The sequence below is a fragment of the Flavobacterium sp. N2820 genome (assembly GCF_025947285.1).
In the GTDB taxonomy this organism is placed as follows: Bacteria; Bacteroidota; Bacteroidia; order Flavobacteriales; family Flavobacteriaceae; genus Flavobacterium.
This window is the reverse complement of record NZ_CP110008.1, coordinates 2,308,071-2,326,507: the sequence shown is the minus strand read 5'-3', so window position 1 is coordinate 2,326,507 and position 18,437 is coordinate 2,308,071. Positions and strand designations below refer to the sequence as shown.

18 protein-coding genes are annotated in these 18,437 nt (G+C 33.3%); 13 read left to right on the top strand and 5 right to left on the bottom strand.

What is annotated here, in order from left to right:
- Positions 1–4 precede the first annotated feature (4 nt).
- The 3 genes from OLM52_RS10935 to OLM52_RS10925 form a co-directional block, all read right to left on the bottom strand.
- Positions 5–1,888: a M1 family metallopeptidase gene (locus OLM52_RS10935; RefSeq protein ID WP_264548547.1), complete on the bottom strand. Its 1,884-nt coding sequence runs from the start codon at positions 1,886–1,888 to the stop codon at positions 5–7.
- 75 nt (positions 1,889–1,963) lie between these two features.
- Positions 1,964–3,559 carry a S8 family peptidase gene (locus OLM52_RS10930; protein WP_264548546.1) on the bottom strand — a complete coding sequence of 532 codons (1,596 nt, stop codon included), beginning with the start codon at positions 3,557–3,559 and terminating at the stop codon, positions 1,964–1,966.
- Between the two features lie 74 nt (positions 3,560–3,633).
- Positions 3,634–4,494, bottom strand: coding sequence for an MBL fold metallo-hydrolase (locus OLM52_RS10925; RefSeq protein WP_264548545.1), 861 nt, complete (start codon positions 4,492–4,494; stop codon positions 3,634–3,636).
- 144 nt (positions 4,495–4,638) lie between these two features.
- On the opposite strand from OLM52_RS10925, the gene OLM52_RS10920 reads away from it, so the two are divergent.
- The 13 genes from OLM52_RS10920 (at position 4,639) to OLM52_RS10860 (ending at position 15,679) form a co-directional block, all read left to right on the top strand.
- On the top strand, positions 4,639–4,968 hold the full coding sequence (locus OLM52_RS10920) for a HesB/IscA family protein (RefSeq protein WP_264548544.1): 330 nt from the start codon (positions 4,639–4,641) through the stop codon (positions 4,966–4,968).
- 36 nt (positions 4,969–5,004) lie between these two features.
- Positions 5,005–5,373, top strand: coding sequence for a four helix bundle protein (locus OLM52_RS10915; RefSeq protein WP_264548543.1), 369 nt, complete (start codon positions 5,005–5,007; stop codon positions 5,371–5,373).
- 62 nt (positions 5,374–5,435) lie between these two features.
- On the top strand, positions 5,436–6,884 hold the full coding sequence (sufB, locus tag OLM52_RS10910) for a Fe-S cluster assembly protein SufB (protein ID WP_264548542.1): 1,449 nt from the start codon (positions 5,436–5,438) through the stop codon (positions 6,882–6,884).
- Between the two features lie 37 nt (positions 6,885–6,921).
- Positions 6,922–7,671, top strand: coding sequence for a Fe-S cluster assembly ATPase SufC (gene sufC, locus OLM52_RS10905; protein WP_264548541.1), 750 nt, complete (start codon positions 6,922–6,924; stop codon positions 7,669–7,671).
- 65 nt (positions 7,672–7,736) lie between these two features.
- Entirely contained in the window at positions 7,737–9,053 is a 1,317-nt protein-coding gene (gene sufD, locus OLM52_RS10900; protein WP_264548540.1) for a Fe-S cluster assembly protein SufD, read from the top strand.
- A 104-nt stretch (positions 9,054–9,157) separates the two neighbouring features.
- Positions 9,158–10,159: a DUF2157 domain-containing protein gene (locus tag OLM52_RS10895; RefSeq protein WP_264548539.1), complete on the top strand. Its 1,002-nt coding sequence runs from the start codon at positions 9,158–9,160 to the stop codon at positions 10,157–10,159.
- On the top strand, positions 10,143–11,300 hold the full coding sequence (locus tag OLM52_RS10890; RefSeq protein WP_264548538.1) for a hypothetical protein: 1,158 nt from the start codon (positions 10,143–10,145) through the stop codon (positions 11,298–11,300). The genes OLM52_RS10895 and OLM52_RS10890 overlap by 17 nt, the downstream gene beginning before the upstream one ends.
- Positions 11,301–11,371: 71 nt before the next feature.
- Positions 11,372–12,586, top strand: coding sequence for an aminotransferase class V-fold PLP-dependent enzyme (locus OLM52_RS10885; RefSeq protein ID WP_264548537.1), 1,215 nt, complete (start codon positions 11,372–11,374; stop codon positions 12,584–12,586).
- Positions 12,587–12,600: 14 nt separating this feature from the next.
- Entirely contained in the window at positions 12,601–13,350 is a 750-nt protein-coding gene (locus OLM52_RS10880) for an META domain-containing protein (RefSeq protein ID WP_264548536.1), read from the top strand.
- Between the two features lie 9 nt (positions 13,351–13,359).
- Positions 13,360–13,779: a SufE family protein gene (locus OLM52_RS10875; protein ID WP_264548535.1), complete on the top strand. Its 420-nt coding sequence runs from the start codon at positions 13,360–13,362 to the stop codon at positions 13,777–13,779.
- Positions 13,780–13,841: 62 nt separating this feature from the next.
- Positions 13,842–14,165 (top strand): SUF system Fe-S cluster assembly protein, encoded by a 324-nt coding sequence (locus OLM52_RS10870; protein WP_264548534.1) that lies wholly within the window; start codon positions 13,842–13,844, stop codon positions 14,163–14,165.
- A 72-nt stretch (positions 14,166–14,237) separates the two neighbouring features.
- Positions 14,238–14,741 carry a DUF2480 family protein gene (locus OLM52_RS10865; protein WP_264548533.1) on the top strand — a complete coding sequence of 168 codons (504 nt, stop codon included), beginning with the start codon at positions 14,238–14,240 and terminating at the stop codon, positions 14,739–14,741.
- Positions 14,742–14,836: 95 nt separating this feature from the next.
- A complete protein-coding gene (locus tag OLM52_RS10860) occupies positions 14,837–15,679 on the top strand; it encodes a DUF3078 domain-containing protein (protein WP_264548532.1) in 843 nt (280 codons plus the stop codon).
- 48 nt (positions 15,680–15,727) lie between these two features.
- Here OLM52_RS10860 and hflX read toward each other — a convergent pair whose 3' ends face one another.
- Both hflX and OLM52_RS10850 read right to left on the bottom strand, forming a co-directional pair.
- Positions 15,728–16,951, bottom strand: coding sequence for a GTPase HflX (gene hflX, locus OLM52_RS10855; RefSeq protein WP_264548531.1), 1,224 nt, complete (start codon positions 16,949–16,951; stop codon positions 15,728–15,730).
- A 93-nt stretch (positions 16,952–17,044) separates the two neighbouring features.
- Positions 17,045–18,433 carry a DUF5689 domain-containing protein gene (locus tag OLM52_RS10850; protein ID WP_264548530.1) on the bottom strand — a complete coding sequence of 463 codons (1,389 nt, stop codon included), beginning with the start codon at positions 18,431–18,433 and terminating at the stop codon, positions 17,045–17,047.
- Between the last annotated feature and the right edge of the window lie 4 nt (positions 18,434–18,437).

Sequence of the window (18,437 nt, the reverse complement as noted above, 5' to 3'; positions counted from 1 at the left end):
TTCGTTATTTTTTGATAAAAACATTGTCTTCTTTATTTACATCGGCTAATAAACCGCTTGGGTCAATAGTGATGGATTTTATGTTGGATTGTGCTTTTGGAATTTCAAAAAAGTAGGTTGGATAAGCCCAATCCCAGCCTTTTAAAACCGTAGCTTTAATTCCAGTGTAAGGATTTGGTTTTTCCCAACGCATTAACGTGTTTGGAATGTAGAAAAATTCTTTAGTTCCGTCGGTATATTCTACTAAAATATCTAACGGCATTGGCATTCTGCCTTTGCGTTCTAATGAAACACCTGTTCTTTGCACGCCATCGGTTGCGCTTTCAACGTTTTTAATAGCATAATCAATGGTGTTGGTGGTCAGTGTCCAATCTAACAAATACCAATCTAAATTTGCGCCAGAAACCTTTTCAGCCACACGTTTGATGTCGTTTGGTGTAGGATGCGTAAATTTATATTCGTTGTAGTAACGTTTGATCGTTTTGTTGAGGTTTTCTTGCCCAATTAGGTAACCCAATTGCGCCAAAAACACTTCCCCTTTACTGTAAGCCGAAATGCCATACGCCATATTCAAATCATAACGATCGGCGTGTGTAGAAAGTGGTTGTTCTTTCCCCGATTTTGCCAAATAAATGTAGTTTTTATAAGCATCTTCAAACGGATTTTCTGGTTTTTTTGGAGGGAAAACTTTGTTCATCGCTAAATTAGAAATATACGATGTAAATCCTTCGTCCATCCATTCGTGTTTGGTTTCGTTGGTTGCTAATACAAATTGGAACCATGAATGCGCCATTTCGTGTGCGGTAACACCAACTAAACTCCCAAAAGCTCTGTTTCCGGTGATTAAGGTACACATGCCATATTCCATTCCGCCATCGCCACCTTGAATTACGGAGTATTGTTTGTATGGATATTGTCCAACGTTTTCATTAAAAAACGCTAATAATTCGGCTGTTTTAGGTTGTAATTTTTTCCAGTTTTCTAAATTATCTTTTTTGTTTTTGTACAAGAAATGCAATTCTACATCATTCGGACCTAAAATCATGTCGTGTATGAATTCGTTATCCGCTCCCCAAGCAAAATCATGAACGTTTGGCGCATAAAAATGCCAAGTTAGATTTTTGGTTTTCTTTGGATAAACGACTTGCACACCAGCATCTTGATAACCGTGACCGATTTCGTTTTTGTTTTGTAAATAACCCGTTCCGCCAATAGTGTAGGCTTTGTCGATAGTGATTTTTACATCAAAATTACCCCAAACACCATGAAATTCTCTTCCGATGTATGGATTAGCGTGCCATCCTTCAAAATCATATTCGCATAATTTTGGATACCATTGTGTCATGGATAAAGCAACGCCTTCTTCAGAAATTCTTCCCGAACGACGAATTTGCAAAGGCACTTGTCCTTCAAAATCTAATGAAAGGGTAGTTTTTTGTTTGGGTAAAATAGCTTTTGCTAACGTAACTTCTAAAATAGTTCCCACTACTTTTGTGGTTGCTGCAACGCCATCTTGTTTGAAGTTAGCGATGTTTAAATAACCAATTTCATTTGGTTTTAGGGTGCTGATTTTACTTTCTTTTACATCTTTACCTTCTTTTTTAAAGGTGCGCACCATGCGTTTATCGGGATCTGAAATTACTTGTAAACGCGCATCCATTTCGCTTCCGGGTTGAAATGCATTATTGTACAAATGATAATACACTTTGTGCAGCGTATCATTAGAATTATTAGTGTAAGCAATTTCTTGTTTTCCAGTATATTGAAATTTTTTAACATCCATTTTCACATCCATTTTATAGTCAACGTGTTGTTGCCAATACCCTGGATTTGGATTGTTTTGTGCGAAACCAAAGCAAGAAATAAAAATAAAAAGTAAGTTTTTCATAATCAGTTTTTTAAAAGAAAAACCTACAAGAATTTAACAACCTGTAGGTTTTGGTTTTTATAGTGGTTTAAACTATTATTTTTTTGACATAATCTCAGCTAAAAGTAACGCATTGTAAGCATTTACAATTTTACCCGATTTAGAAGCATCAGCAAAATTAGCTTTGTGCTTGTCTTCTCCAATTACCACTTCATTTTTTAAAGGTGTTCCACTTTCCATGATAATTTGTTTTACTTGAACCGCAGTTAAGTTTGGATAGTATGAACGAATTAATGTTGCTACACCAGCAACATTTGGTGATGCCATTGAAGTTCCTTGTAAATATTCGTAAGTATTTAATGGAGTAGTAGCATAAATTTTATCTCCAGGAGCATAAATGTCTACATTGTTTTTTCCGTAATTAGAAAAACTTGCCACCATTTTACTTCCATAAGCCGGAGAAAGTGCACCAATAATTAAAACATTTTTAGCAAATTCTGGACTTCCATCATAGGTGTCGTTTGGATATTTGTTGGTAACATCTAAATCATATGATTCGTTACCAGCAGCAATAACTACTAAAACGTCTTTAGATTCGGCATATTTGATAGCATCGATAACCCATTCTTTGTTTTGAGAAAAATATTTTCCAAAAGAACCGTTGATTACTTTTGCACCATTGTCAACCGCATAACGAATTCCTAAAGCGATATCTTTATCATATTCGTCCCCATTTGGAACGGCTCTAACAGTTAATATTTGTGCATTATTTGTAACACCATCGCCACCTTTATTGTTGCCTCTAACTTGAGCCACAATTCCAGCAACGTGTGTTCCGTGTTTTGCTTCTTTTGGCTCTGGACCCACTACATTATTGTTTCCGTATTTCGTATCTTTTAAATCGTTTGGATTATCACCAACAATTGAACGACCATCAAATTCTACATTTAAGTTGTAGTTCATTTGACCATAAACATAGTCTTTAAACTCTTCAATTTGAGCGTCAAATTCTGCTTTAGGCGTTGACGATAAAATTTGCGAAAAAAGTGCTTTTGGTTGTGCCAAAGCGCTTTCAGTAGCTGGAATAGCTTTTACTTCTTCTAACGTGAAATCACTTTTTTTCAAGTAAGTAGCCAATTGTTTTTCAGCATTTACGATAAAATCTAATTGCTGTTTTTGAGGCGTAAGTCCTTTTAACTCTTCTTCTAATTTTGCTTTTGCTTTATCATATTCTGGAGTTCCAGGCCCTTTTTTAACAATACGTGTCATTTCTAATTGTTCATGAACAGCGTTTCCTAAGAAATTCCAACCGTGCATATCGTCAATATAACCGTTTTTGTCATCGTCAATTCCGTTTCCAGCAATTTCTTTTGGATTGGTCCAAATTACTGCTTTTAAATCTTCGTGGTTAATATCTACACCAGAATCTACGATTCCAACAATTACTTTTTGTCCTTTTTTACCTTTAAGTAATTCTTTGTAGGCCTTATCAACACTCATTCCAGGCACAGTGTCTTTTACTAAGTCTAAATGACTCCAACGTTGTAAATCTTTATCCGCTAATGGGGTAATTTTTAAGGGTAAATTATCAACGTTTTCAACAGCAGTTGAAACCATTTTTTGCGATCCACAACTTGCTAAAATAAATCCTAAAGCCAAGCTTAAATAAAGTGGTCTAAAAATTTTCTTCATGTTTTCAATTAATTAATTTTCAGTTATTGGACTGAAATGTTGTCTATTTGTTACAGTTTTGAGTGTTTTTAACATTATTTTAAAATATCATCGCATTTAAAAACCTCTTTTAAACGAACCCCTTTTTCGGTTCGTTCTACCGTGATAATTTCATTATGTGCATCGTGTTCTAAAAACAAATAATAATTATTATCTGCTGCTGCATTCATGAATTTTGCTTTTTCGTCCAATGTTAATAATGGCCTTGTATCATAACCCATTACATATGGAATAGGAATATGACCAGCGGTTGCTAATAAATCGGCACAAAAAACGATAGTTTTTCCATTGTAGTTGATGTGCGGTAACATTTGTTTTTCGGTATGACCATCAGCAAAGAAAATCCCAAATCCCAATTCAGATTCTGATAAAAAATCACCTTGTGGTCTTTTAACGAAATTCAACTGACCGCTTTCTTGCATTGGAATGATATTTTCATGTAAAAAAGAAGCTTTTTCTCTTGAATTTGGTTTCGTTGCCCATTCCCAATGGTTGTCGTTTGTCCAAAATTTCGCATTTTTAAAAGCCACTTCGTAACCCGTTTTATCTTTGTTCCAATTGACACTTCCACCACAATGGTCAAAATGCAAATGCGTCATAAACACATCGGTAATATCATCGCGATGAAAACCAGCTTTTTTTAGTGAATTATCTAATGAATGCTCTCCCCATAACGAATAATATCCAAAAAATTTATCTGATTGTTTGTTGCCCATTCCGGTATCAATAAGCGTTAGTCGATTGCCGTCTTCAATTAATAAACATCTCGCGGCGATGTCAATTAAATTATTTTCGTCGGCTGGATTGGTTTTATTCCAAATGGTTTTAGGTACCACTCCAAACATAGCGCCACCATCTAATTTAAAATTTCCAGCTTCAATTGGGTATAATTTCATACTTCAAACATTTTTCAGCCAAATTACAAAAAATACTATAAACAGAAACTATGAATCGATAAGTTATAAAAATGTTAGCAACTCTTGTAAAAAGCAATTTATGGCTTATCTTTGCAGTTAATTTAGACAAAATCAAAATAAGAAATGATTAAAGTATCTGATACAGCAAGTAAAAAAATCATCAGCATGATGCAAGAAGATGGTTTTGATGCAGCCAAAGATTACGTTCGAGTAGGCGTAAAAAGTGGTGGTTGCTCGGGTTTGTCTTATGATTTAAAATTTGACAACGAAATAGGAGAAAACGATAAAATATTTGAAGATAATAATGTAAAAATTGCTGTAGAAAAAAAGAGTTTTCTTTACTTGGCAGGAACAATATTAGAATTTTCGGGTGGTTTAAACGGAAAAGGATTTGTTTTTAACAATCCAAATGCACAAAGAACGTGTGGATGTGGAGAGAGTTTCTCGTTATAAAATTTAAAGATTGAAAAATTAAATGATTTAAAGATTATGACGAAATCTTTTGAAGAATTTGAAGTTCACAAAAAAGGTGTTTTGCTTACAAAACAAGTTTTTAAATTATTGAATAATTCTTCATTAGAGAAAGAATTTGGTTTTAAAGATCAAATTAAAAGAGCTGTAATTTCGATTACAAATAATATAGCTGAAGGTTCAGAATATAACAACAATAAGCAATTCATTCGATATTTAAAAATTGCAAAAGGGAGTTGTGCTGAAGTTAGAAATATGCTACTATTAGCAAAAGAATTAGAATTTTGTACAGAAAATGAAATGCAAGATAGTTTTCAATTAACAATTGAGATTTCTCAAAACATTTCTAATTTTATAAAGTATTTAGATTCAAAATTAGAAAAATGATAGTTTGAAGGTTTTATGGGAATTTTTAAATTCTTCAATCTTTAAATTTTTAAATTAAAAAAATGAGTAAATACACAGAAGACGACTTAAAAGTCGAATTAGAAAATAAAGAATACGAATACGGATTTTATACCGAATTGGACTCGGAAACGTTTCCTATTGGTCTAAATGAAGACATCGTTCGTGCGATTTCAAAGAAAAAGGAAGAGCCTGAATGGATGACAGAATGGCGTTTAGAAGCTTTCAGAGCTTGGTTAGAAATGATTGAGCCAGAATGGGCAAATGTGCATTATGAAAAACCAGATTTTCAAGCGATTTCGTATTATTCGGCACCTAAAAAAGCCGATCCGAATAAAAAATTAGAAGACGTTGATCCAGAACTTTTGGCGATGTACAAAAAGTTAGGGATTTCGGTGGACGAACAAAAGAAAATGAACAATGTGGCGATTGATATAGTGGTAGATTCGGTTTCTGTAGCAACGACTTTTAAGAAAACATTAAACGAAAAAGGCATTATTTTCTGTTCGATTTCGGAAGCGATCAAAGAACATCCAGAATTGGTTCAAAAATATTTAGGAACCATTGTTCCGCAGAAAGATAATTTCTATGCCGCTTTAAATTCGGCAGTTTTCTCTGATGGAAGTTTCTGTTATATTCCAAAAGGCGTTCGTTGTCCAATGGAATTATCAACGTATTTCCGTATCAATCAAGGTGGAACAGGTCAGTTTGAAAGAACATTGCTAATTGCAGATGAAGGAAGTTATGTTTCGTATTTGGAAGGTTGTACGGCTCCAAGTCGTGATGAAAATCAATTGCACGCAGCCGTTGTAGAATTAATTGCAATGGACGATGCCGAAATTAAATATTCAACCGTACAAAACTGGTATCCTGGAAACAAAGAAGGAAAAGGTGGGGTTTATAACTTCGTAACCAAAAGAGGTTTATGTGAGAAAAACGCTAAAATTTCTTGGACACAAGTAGAAACAGGTTCGGCGGTAACTTGGAAATATCCTTCGGTTGTTTTAAAAGGAGATAATTCAATTGGCGAATTTTACTCCATTGCGGTTACCAACAATTATCAGCAAGCCGATACAGGAACTAAGATGATTCACTTGGGTAAAAATTCCAAATCGACAATTATTTCCAAAGGAATTTCAGCTGGAAAATCACAAAATAGTTACAGAGGATTAGTACAAATCGGAGCAAGAGCCGAAAACGCACGTAATTTTTCGCAGTGTGATTCGCTTTTAATGGGAAATAATTGTGGCGCACACACTTTTCCATATATCGAAAGTAAAAATGCTTCGGCAAAAATTGAACACGAAGCTACGACTTCAAAAATTGGTGAAGACCAAGTGTTCTATTGCAACCAACGTGGAATCCCAACCGAAAAAGCAATTGCCTTAATAGTTAACGGATTCAGTAAAGAAGTATTGAACAAATTACCAATGGAATTTGCAGTGGAAGCACAGAAGTTGTTGGAAATTTCGTTAGAAGGTTCAGTAGGATAATCAATTTTAAAATTAGAATAAATAACACATTTACAAAATGTTACAAATAAAAAACTTACACGCTTCGGTAGAAGACAAAGAAATATTAAAAGGAATCAACCTTGAAATTAAAGCAGGAGAAGTTCATGCGATTATGGGGCCAAATGGTGCTGGAAAATCAACTTTATCTTCTATCATTGCTGGAAACGAAAACTATGAAGTTTCTCAAGGAGAAATCTTTTTAGACGGAGAAGAAATTTCAGAATTAGCACCAGAAGAAAGAGCGCATAAAGGTGTTTTCTTATCGTTTCAATATCCAGTTGAAATTCCAGGTGTTTCGGTGACGAATTTCATCAAAACGGCCATCAACGAAAGTAGAAAAGCCAACGGAAAAGAGGAAATGCCAGCAAACGAGATGTTGAAGTTAATTCGTGAAAAATCAGAATTATTGGAAATGGACAGAAAATTCTTGTCGCGTTCGTTAAACGAAGGTTTTTCGGGTGGTGAGAAGAAACGTAACGAGATTTTCCAAATGGCAATGTTAGAGCCAAAAATCGCAATTTTGGACGAAACCGATTCAGGTTTAGACATCGACGCGTTACGAATTGTGGCTAATGGTGTAAATAAATTAAAAAACGAAAACAACGCGGTATTAGTGATTACACACTACCAACGTTTGTTAGATTATATTGTTCCAGATTTTGTTCACGTTTTAATGGACGGAAAAATCGTAAAAACTGGTGGAGCAGATTTAGCTTTAGAGTTAGAAGAAAAAGGATACGACTGGATTAAAAACGAATTAAATTAGTTTACAGTCTCAGTCACAGTTATCAGATGACTGCGACTGAACACTGCGACTGAACACTAAATACAATGGAATTAAAAGATAAATTATTAGCTTCTTTCATGGCTTTTGAAGAAAAGATTGATACACATTCTGAACTTCACGAGTTAAGAAGTCATGCCATAAAAAATTTCGAAAACAAAGGTTTCCCTACTAAAAAAGAGGAAGCTTGGAAATATACATCCCTAAATGCAATTTTAAAGAATGATTTTTCGGTTTTCCCAAAGAAAGAAAATGCAATTGAATTTAAAGACGTAAAAAAGTATTTCTTACACGAAATTGACACGTATAAAGTAGTTTTCATCGACGGAATCTTTAGTTCGTTTTTGTCTTCAACTACACATGATGGTTTAGATGTTTGCTTGATGTCTTCGGCATTGACAAAGCCTAAATATAAAATGGTAATCGACACCTATTTTAACCAAATTGCCAATAAAGAAGATAGTTTAACGTCTTTGAATACGGCATTTTCTTTAGAAGGCGCTTACATCAACATCCCAAAAAGTAAAGTGGTTGAAAAACCAATTGAAATTATTTATTTCTCAACAGGAAATGAAGCGGCTTTGATGGTACAACCTCGTAATTTGGTCATTGTGGGAGAAAATGCTCATGTGCAAATTGTAGAGCGTCATCAAAGTTTGAATTCAAATCCCGTTTTAACCAATTCGGTTACCGAGATTTTTGCTCAAAAACGCGCGATTGTAGATTATTACAAAATTCAAAACGATGTACAAACCGCGAATTTGATTGACAATACGTACATTGCTCAAAAGCAAGAAAGTAGAGTAGCGGTGCATACGTTTTCGTTTGGTGGAAACATTACCAGAAACAACTTGAATTTCTATCATCAAGGTGAAAGAATCGATTCCACGTTAAAAGGAATTACCATTATTGGCGACAAACAACACGTAGATCATTATACTTTGGTACAACACGCAACACCAAATTGCGAAAGCCACCAAAACTATAAAACAATTTTAAACGATAGTTCAACAGGTGTTTTCAATGGAAAAATTTTCGTAGAAAAAGAAGCGCAAAAAACAGATGCTTTCCAACAAAACAATAACATTTTAATTGGCGATAAAGCCACTATCAACGCAAAACCACAATTGGAAATCTTTGCCGATGATGTAAAATGTTCGCACGGTTGTACCATTGGACAATTAGACGAAAGCGCCATGTTTTATATGCAACAACGCGGAATTCCTAAAAAAGAAGCCAAAGCTTTGTTGATGTACGCTTTCACAAGCGAAGTAACCAACAGTGTAAAAATCCCAGAATTAAAAGCAAAAATTGCTCGTATTATCGCCGATAAATTAGGCGTAAATATGGGATTTGATTTGTAGTCATTGCAATTTACAAAGCAAAATAAATTAAACCGCCTTTTGGGCGGTTTTGTTGTTTTAGTCAGAATGTAAAACTTTCCTTATCTTTATTCAAATTTTAATTCATGGAAAAACCACATTTTTCAGAACTACTGCTTCAAAAACTCCATCAAAAAGATTTTTTGAATGATAAGGATTTGGAGGAAATTGCTGATTATCAAAAGAAAGGTATTTTTTCGTTACGGAGCGAATTACTTTTAATGATTTACTTTTCGATACTCTTATTTACTTCTGGAATTGGCGTCATTATTTATAACAACATTGATTCTATCGGGCATTTAGCCATACTTTCCGTCAATTTTATTTTGATGTTGGCATGCTTTTATTTTAGTTTTAAAAAAGCAAAAGGTTATGACAATGATGAGGTTGTATTCGAAAATCCGCTGTATGACTATTTGGTTTTAACGGGAAGTTTATTGGCTTGTATTTTTTTGGGTTACATCAATTTTCAATACCAAATTTTTGATGATTCGTATGCTTATGTTTCTTTGATTTCGGCTTTGCTTTGCTTTTTTGTAGCCTATTATTTTGATAATCGAATTGTCCTTTCTATGGCAATTTCAAGTTTAGCAGCTTTCATAGGAATCAGCATAACTCCAAAAAGTTTGTTTCAAAATGAAGTCTATTCTGATGTGTATTTAACGTATTCAGGATTGGTGTTAGGAATAGCTTTGCTAGCTTGGATGGAACATACTTTGAAAACTAAAATTAAAGCGCATTTTCATTTTGTTTTTGCAACATTTGCTTTGCATTTGTTAGGAGTTTGTATTATTGCGGGTTTACTTTCGGAACATTGGTTTGTTTTTATTCCAATTTTACTAGGTTTTGGCTATTATTTTTATCGATTTAGCTATCGAATTTTTGCAACTTCTATTTTCGCTTTCATGTTGTTATATAGCTATTTTGGAGTAAATGTATTAGGCGCAAAATTATTGTCTTTTATAGATTTTGCACCTTTTTACGAATTATTGATTGTGGTTTCACCTTTTTATGTTATAGCGAGTATTTACCTTTTTATCAGATTAGTAAAACAATTTAATTCCGAAAAAAATGCAAGCGTACAATAAATATGATTTAGAAAATTATTTCTTAGCCGAAGAAGCTAAAGAATTATACCAAAAGAAATTTCTTCCCAAAGAACAATTACAAAAAATAAGCACTCAATTGGTTCAACTCAAATCCAATTCCAATATTTTCTTTAGAATCGGTTTCTTTTTGTTGGGAAATTTTCTGTTTTCATCTGTAATAAGTGCTTTTGCGGTAATTTTACTTCAGGCAATTACAGACCAATATCAAATTATTTTCTTTTTGTATGCAATTGTAGCATATATTGGCTTAGAAGTTTTGGTTCGAATGAAATTTTTCCGACATGGATTAGATGATGCTTTCTTGCTTTCGGCTCAAATATCTTTTTTAATTGGAGTAGGAATTCTTACAGAAGCTATACTGCCAGTCTTACTATCAATGTTTGTTCTAGGTGTTTTTTTTGCTATTCGTTTTATCAACACAATTTCAGCAATAATGGCTTTTTTAGGTTTTGTTGGGATATTTTTCAACGTTATTGTTGAACATGATTTCATGCCCAAGTTTTATTTGTCGTTTGTTGGTTTGATTTTAGCTGTTTTGGTTTATTTCGGAGCTGTTCATTTGCATAAAAACCAAAATTTCTATCCGTATTTTAAGACTTTAGATTCGATTCGATTTGCCAGTTTGCTTCTAGGATATTTGTCGATGAATTATTTAGTGGTTCGTGAGATGTCAGAATCTTTGTTGGAATTAACAATTACAAATACGTCAGATGTACCTTTTGCAATTGTTTTTTATGTGTTTACTTTTTTAATCCCTTTGCTTTATTTCTTTTTCGGAATAACAAGGAAAGATAAATTGGTTTTGTATTCTGGATTGCTAACTTTAGCTTTTGGATTTTACTCCATACGCTATTATTACCATTTTTTCCCAATGGAATATGTGATGGTAATTTGCGGAATTTTACTTTTTTGTCTAGCTTATTTGATTATTCAAAAATTAAAATTCAAAACAGAAGGCATAACCTTCCAACCTGATAGAGATTCGGATAATTCGTCATTGTTAAATGCACAAGCCGTTTTATCATTAGCCAATGCAACTTCGCCACCACCAAACCAAGCGAATCCAATGGAATTTGGCGGCGGCGGTTTTAGTGGAGGTGGAGCAGGAGAGAAGTTTTAATTCTATTTTAACCTTTATTTATTCCAATTATAAACAATCAAGTTGTAAATTTGTACTCAAATTGTATGAAAATGTTTGATGTTCAAAAAGTAAGAGCTGATTTTCCCATTTTATCGCAAAAAGTAAATGGTAAACCTTTGGTGTATTTTGATAACGGTGCCACTTCGCAAAAACCGCAAGTAGTTATTGATGCCATTTCTAAGTATTACAGTGAAATTAACGCTAATATTCACCGTGGTGTGCATACCTTAAGTCAATTGGCTACGGATGCGTATGAAGTGTCTCGAAATACGATACAAAATCACTTAAACGCAAAACATAATCACGAAATCATTTTTACTTCAGGAACGACTTTCGGAATTAACTTGGTGGCTAATGGTTTTGCAAGTTTACTTCAAACGGGTGATGAGGTGATGGTTTCGGCTTTAGAACACCATAGCAACATTGTTCCTTGGCAATTTTTGTGTGAAAAAACAGGAGCAAAGTTGGTGGTTATTCCCATGAATGAAAAAGGGGAATTAATCCTTTCTGAATTTGACAAATTACTTTCCGAAAAAACGAAAATTGTAACGGTAAATCACATTTCAAATGCGTTAGGAACGGTTAACCCAATTGAATACATCATTAAAAAAGCACACGAAGTAGGAGCAGCCGTCTTAATCGATGGAGCACAAGCAACTCCTCATTTACGTCCAGATGTGCAAGCTCTGGATTGTGATTTTTATGTGTTTTCGGGACATAAAGTTTGTGGACCAACAGGTGTTGGAATTTTATACGGAAAAGAAGAATGGTTGCGAAAATTGCCTCCTTATCAAGGCGGAGGCGAAATGATTGCTGAAGTTACGTTTGAGAAAACCACGTATGCCGAGTTACCACATAAATTTGAAGCAGGAACACCAAACATCGAAGGCGGAATTGTTTTAGGAACCGCCATTGATTATATGAATTCAATTGGCTTTGATAACATCGCAGCTTACGAACAAGAATTATTAGATTACGGAACCAAAAGATTACAGGAAATAGAAGGTTTAACCATTTTTGGAACAAGTGAAAACAAAGCTTCGGTAATTTCGTTTAATATTGATGGAATTCATCCGTATGACATTGGCACAATTATAGATAAGTTAGGTATAGCGGTTAGAACTGGTCATCATTGCGCCCAACCTATTATGAATTTTTTCAATATTCCTGGGACAATTAGAGCAAGTTTTGCGTTTTACAATACCAAGGAAGAAATTGATATCTTTGTAGAAGCGGTTAAAAGAGCACAAATGATGTTATCTTAAAAAAAAGTAAAATTATGAAATCACTATTTTCAATTTTTTTAGTCATTTTTTTATCGAAAGGATGTTCACAAGAGCAAGACTTATCGGATGTAAAAATTATATATGGTGCTAACAATAGAGGTTTTCATAGAACCATTCAAATCGAAAAAGACGTATTTACAGTAGTTAACAAAAGAGATGCTAAGCCAGTTTTAGTGGAGTTAACCGATGCACAATGGAATGAAATTGGAAAGTTGTATTCAAAAATTGATTTGAACACTTTTAACGATTTAGAAGGACCAACTATGGAACGTGCTTATGACGGAAAGCCACACGCCGATATGTCAATTATAGTAAAAGACAAAACATATACAACTAAAGGATTTGATCATACGATTCCTCCAGCAAAAATTAAAGAATTTGTAGATTATATTAATAAATTAGCAGATGATGCAGTTGCAAAAAATCCAGTTTTGGGAAGTTATTCTGTAGAAGAGTTGTTGTCAAAAGATGTTAGTAAAAAAGAATATTTTATAAGTTTTGATGCAGATAAAGTATCGGGTTTTATGGGTTGTAATATGTATTCTGGTACATACGAATTTCAAGAGGAAACAATTTCTTTTGGTCCGTTGATGGCAACCAAAAAATACTGTGAAAACGAAATGGAAAATGAAACTTCATGGTTTAAGGTTTCTTCTGAAGTTTCCACTTTTAAAATGGAAGACAAAACCATTTTATTATACGACAACGAAAATAATTTAGTATTAAAAGCAACAAAAAAATAATTTTTTTTAATGACAATTAAAGAAATACAAAACGAAATTGTAGACGAGTTTTCCATGTTTGACGACTGGATGCAACGCTATGAATACATCATCGAATTAGGAAAAACACTTCCGTTAATTGATGAACAATACAAAATAGACGAAAACATCATCAAAGGTTGTCAATCCAAAGTTTGGGTTCATGGAGAAGAGCAAGACGGAAAAATCATCTTTACAGCGGATAGCGATGCTATTTTAACGAAAGGTATTATAGCAATTTTAATACGTGCTTTTTCCAATCAAACGGCAGCTGCAATTTTAGAAGCAAATACTGATTTTATTGATGAAATTGGTTTAAAAGAACACTTATCACCAACTAGAGCTAATGGTTTAGTTTCGATGATAAAACAAATAAAAATGTATGCTTTGGCATTTCAATCGAAGCAATAAATTAATAATATAAGTTTTCGGATTTACTGAACACTTTTTACTGAACACTGAATACTTAAAATATGGAAGAATTTAACGATACAATCAATTTAGGCGAAAACGTAGTTAAAGTTTTAAAAGGAATTTTTGACCCTGAAATTCCAGTAGATATTTACGAATTAGGTTTAATCTACGATGTGATGATTAATGAAGATAATGATGTAAAAATCTTAATGACATTAACATCGCCAAATTGCCCAGTAGCTGAAACTTTACCTCAAGAAGTTGAGGAAAAAGTAAAATCTATTGATGCTGTAAAATCATGTGAAGTAGAAATTACTTTTGATCCACCATGGAGTAAAGATTTAATGAGCGAAGAGGCAAAATTAGAATTGGGAATGCTTTAAATAAGTAATCAGTGTTCAGTTTTTAGTTGGCAGTTTGCTGAACACTAATTTCTGAACACTGAACACTAGAATATGGACGAAATTATAAACAAAGTAGCGCAAAGTTCTTTGATGGTATTCGATTTAGAAGATTACTATCCAGATGCGCATGTGGTCGATTTAGATATTTCACAATGGTTATTGGAAGGCTTTATTTTGAAAGAATCCGATTTTAGAGCACAATTAAAAACCACTGATTGGTCTCAATTTGAAGATAAATACGTCGCTTTATATTGTTCAACTGATGCAATACTTCCAGCGTGGGCTTTCGCTTTGGTTGCTGTTCATTTAGTTCCTCACGCTTTAAAAGTAATTCACGGAAGTAAAGAGTCTGCAGTTATCGAATGGTATCAAGATATTTTGAACAAACTCGATTATACTGATTATTTTCAGAAGCCAGTAATTTTGAAAGGCTGTTCTAAAAAACCAGTTCCAAATCAAGTATATACTTTAGCGGTTCAAAATCTAATCAAAGTTGCTAAAAGTGTCATGTTTGGAGAAGCTTGTTCGGCTGTTCCATTGTTTAAAAAGCAATAAAAACATCGTTCAAATCTTTCATTTTGTCTTGATAATTTGGTCAGTTTCTGTAAATATGTACATTTGTTCTTACAAATTTTTAAAAACAGAAACAAATGAAAAAATTTTTACTTCTTTTATTATTTGTTGTTTCTGGCGTTTTTGCTCAAGAAACAGCAACTGATTCCACAAAGCATTGGACAAGAAAAGGTGTTTTTACTTTTTTAGCAAATCAATCATCTTTTAGTAATTGGCAGGCTGGTGGTCAAAACAATTTTGCTGGAAACGTTGGTATTAATTATGATTTTAATTACAAAAACGGTGATTGGAATTGGGACAATAAAATAATTTTAGCCTATGGTTTAACTAAAATTAAAGGTGCTGATACTCAAAAAACCGACGATAGAATTGAATTAAATTCGCTTTTAGGAAAAAAAGCTTCTGGAGAATGGTTTTATTCTGCTTTTTTCAACTTTAAAACACAAATGGATACAGGTTTAGATCCGGCTACGCAAACGGTTAAAATTTCACATTTCTTTTCACCTGCTTATTTTCAATTTGGACCAGGTATGTTGTGGAAAAAAAGCGATAATTTAAAAGTAAATTTTGCTCCTGCAACTTCTAAATTAATTATGGTGCATGATCATTTTACAGAATTTGGTTCATCTTTTGGGGTTGAACAAGGAGAAACAACACGCTATGAATTAGGGGCAGCTGTAAATGGGTATTACAAATTCAATTTAATGGAAAATGTTTCTGTTGAAAACACTTTGAATTTTTATTCTAATTATTTAGAAGATCCACAAAATGTAGATATTGATTACCAACTGAATATTGTGATGAAAATTAATAAATTCTTATCTACAAATTTTGCATTTCAAACGATTTATGATGACAATGCCTTTAGAGGCTTTCAAACCAAACAAATTATTGGTTTAGGGTTGAATTATGGTTTCTAATTAAAATTGGCTTATACAAAACAAAAAGACCTCAATCGAGGTCTTTTTTTATTCGTTTTCAACAGCATCTTTATAATCTGGATATAGAAATTTGTTGTAAGGAAATCTAGTGATATGAATTTCTCTGACTGCTTCGTACACTTTTTCTCTGAATTCTTCAAAGTTGGCTTTTTCGGTAGCCGAAATAAATAAAGTATTGTTTTCGCCTAATTTACTCATCCAAGTTTGTTTCCAATCTTCCAAAGTGTAATGTTTTGTGGTTTTTTCAACACTTAAATCGTTTTCATCAAAATAAACCGAATGATAAGCGTCAATTTTATTAAACACCATAATGGTTGGTTTATCAGCACTTTTAATATCTAGTAAAATTTTATTTACTGATGCAATGTGATCTTCAAATTCAGGATGTGAAATATCAACCACATGAAGTAATAAATCGGCTTCTCTAACTTCATCTAACGTGCTTTTAAACGATTCAACTAATTGTGTTGGAAGTTTTCTAATAAAACCAACGGTGTCGCTTAAAAGAAAAGGTAAATTCTTAATTACGGTTTTACGAACGGTTGTGTCTAGTGTTGCAAACAGTTTATTTTCCACAAATACATCACTTTTCCCAACAGCATTCATTAAAGTTGATTTTCCAACATTAGTATAACCAACTAAAGCGACACGAACCATGGCGCCACGATTGCTTCGTTGGGTTGCCATTTGTTTGTCAATTACTTTGATTTTATCTTTCAGTAAAGAAATTCTATCGCGCACAATTCGACGGTCGGTTTCAATTTCGGTTTCACCTGGACCACGCATTCCAATTCCTCCTTTTTGACGTTCTAAGTGTGTCCACATTCCGGTTAAACGAGGTAGTAAATATTGGCATTGTGCTAATTCTACTTGCGTTCTTGCATATGAAGTTTCGGCACGTTGTGCAAAAATATCTAAGATAAGATTGGTTCTGTCGAGTACTTTACAATCTAATTCTTTGGTTATATTTTTGGATTGTGATGGCGTTAGTTCATCATCAAAAATAACGGTTGTAATATCGTTATCTTTGATATAATATTTAATTTCTTCTAATTTACCCGTTCCAACAAATGTTTTGGGATTTGGTTTATCCATTTTTTGCGAAAAACGTTTTACAACCGTTCCTCCTGCAGTAAAGGTCAAAAACTCCAATTCGTCAAGATATTCGTTTAGTTTATCTTCACTTTGGTTTTGGGTTACGATTCCTACTACAATTGATTTTTCAAAGTCAATAACTTCTTTCTCTAACATAATCGTTCTTTAAGTTTACAAAGGTACGAAATAGCTAGCATAAAAAAAGCGACTCAAATTTGAGTCGCTTTAAGTTATGGTTTAAAACTGTAATTAGTTAATTACAATATTGTCTATTTGCATAGTTGTTGTAATTCCAGTACCATTTCCAACATATTCAAAAATAAAGAATCCGTTTCCTGTAACTCCAGCTGGAATATTGTAAACACCACTTGGAGTAAAATTTGTAGGATATCCTGAAGGTAATCCAGCAGAAATAGTAAAACTAGATGTAATATCAATTAGTGTAGCTGATGTAATTTGCGTACCAGGCACATAATTTGTTGAATAATATACTTTTAATACATTTCCATTATGAAAACCAGCTTTGCTTTCAAACGCCATTGTACTAGCAGCAGTCATATTAACTGGAACTATGAATAACGATCTATTTGCTTCTGGTGTACCACCAAATGAAGACATTTGAATGTATGTGTTTCCACTGAAAACTTTTCTTTGCCAATATCTACTACCAACAGCAGCATCATTGATATATTTTGGAAAGATTTGTTGGTTATTGGTTGTGTAAGAAGTAAAAGGTTCGTTTAAAGACGCATCATAAACCAATGCACTACCACCAATAGGAGGAAAGAAATCGATAGCTAATCTTGGTTCAGTAAGATTAATATCGTTAAGTGTTCTAACCATAAATTGGAAGTCACTGTTATATTTTGTTAATACACCTCTAACTTTTCCATTTAATGAAGGAACTGCATTTCCTGCAAATGTTGCATATTCACTTACACGAACAATGATTTTGTTTCCAAATTCATCTGTAATTTCGTGATTAGTTGCGCCACCAAAACTATTCAAGCTTGCATCATAGTAGTTTTTCCCTATTGAAGCATCTGTAAATTGTACAGCATCAAACTCGATTAGCATATTGATGTATTGGTTATCTTTTGCCTGAGCAATTGTTAAATGTTTAACAATATCGTCTTCATTAACTTTAGTACATGAACGATTGATAATGTTTTCATATTCAACTCCAGAAATTCTTCCTACTATATCATCACTAGGATTATCTGGTGTGTCATTGTTGTATAAAGAGCCTATTTCCATTGAAGCAATTTGACTATCAAAGTGAAAATGTCTGTTTTGCATGTTGATAGTAACTTTTCTACCTGGTTCAAATTTAGTATATAAATTGTAAGCGTCAACAGGCATTGTAAACCCTTTTGTTCCGTCAATTGAAACCAATGAAATTGATTTGTAAAAGTTTCCACCTTCATCACTTGAAGTAACGTATGCTTCAATAAAATCAGCATCTGTGTATTCCTGTGCGGTAGCATTTGCTAAAGCAGCAACATCTTGTACTGAAACTGTCGCAGCAATGTCAATACATTCTCCTGATAAATCAGGCTTACCGTAGTCGTCTCCGTTTACACAACCAACTAGGGTTGAGAATAAACCGACAGTTAAAATAAGTTTTAAATTTTTCATAGCT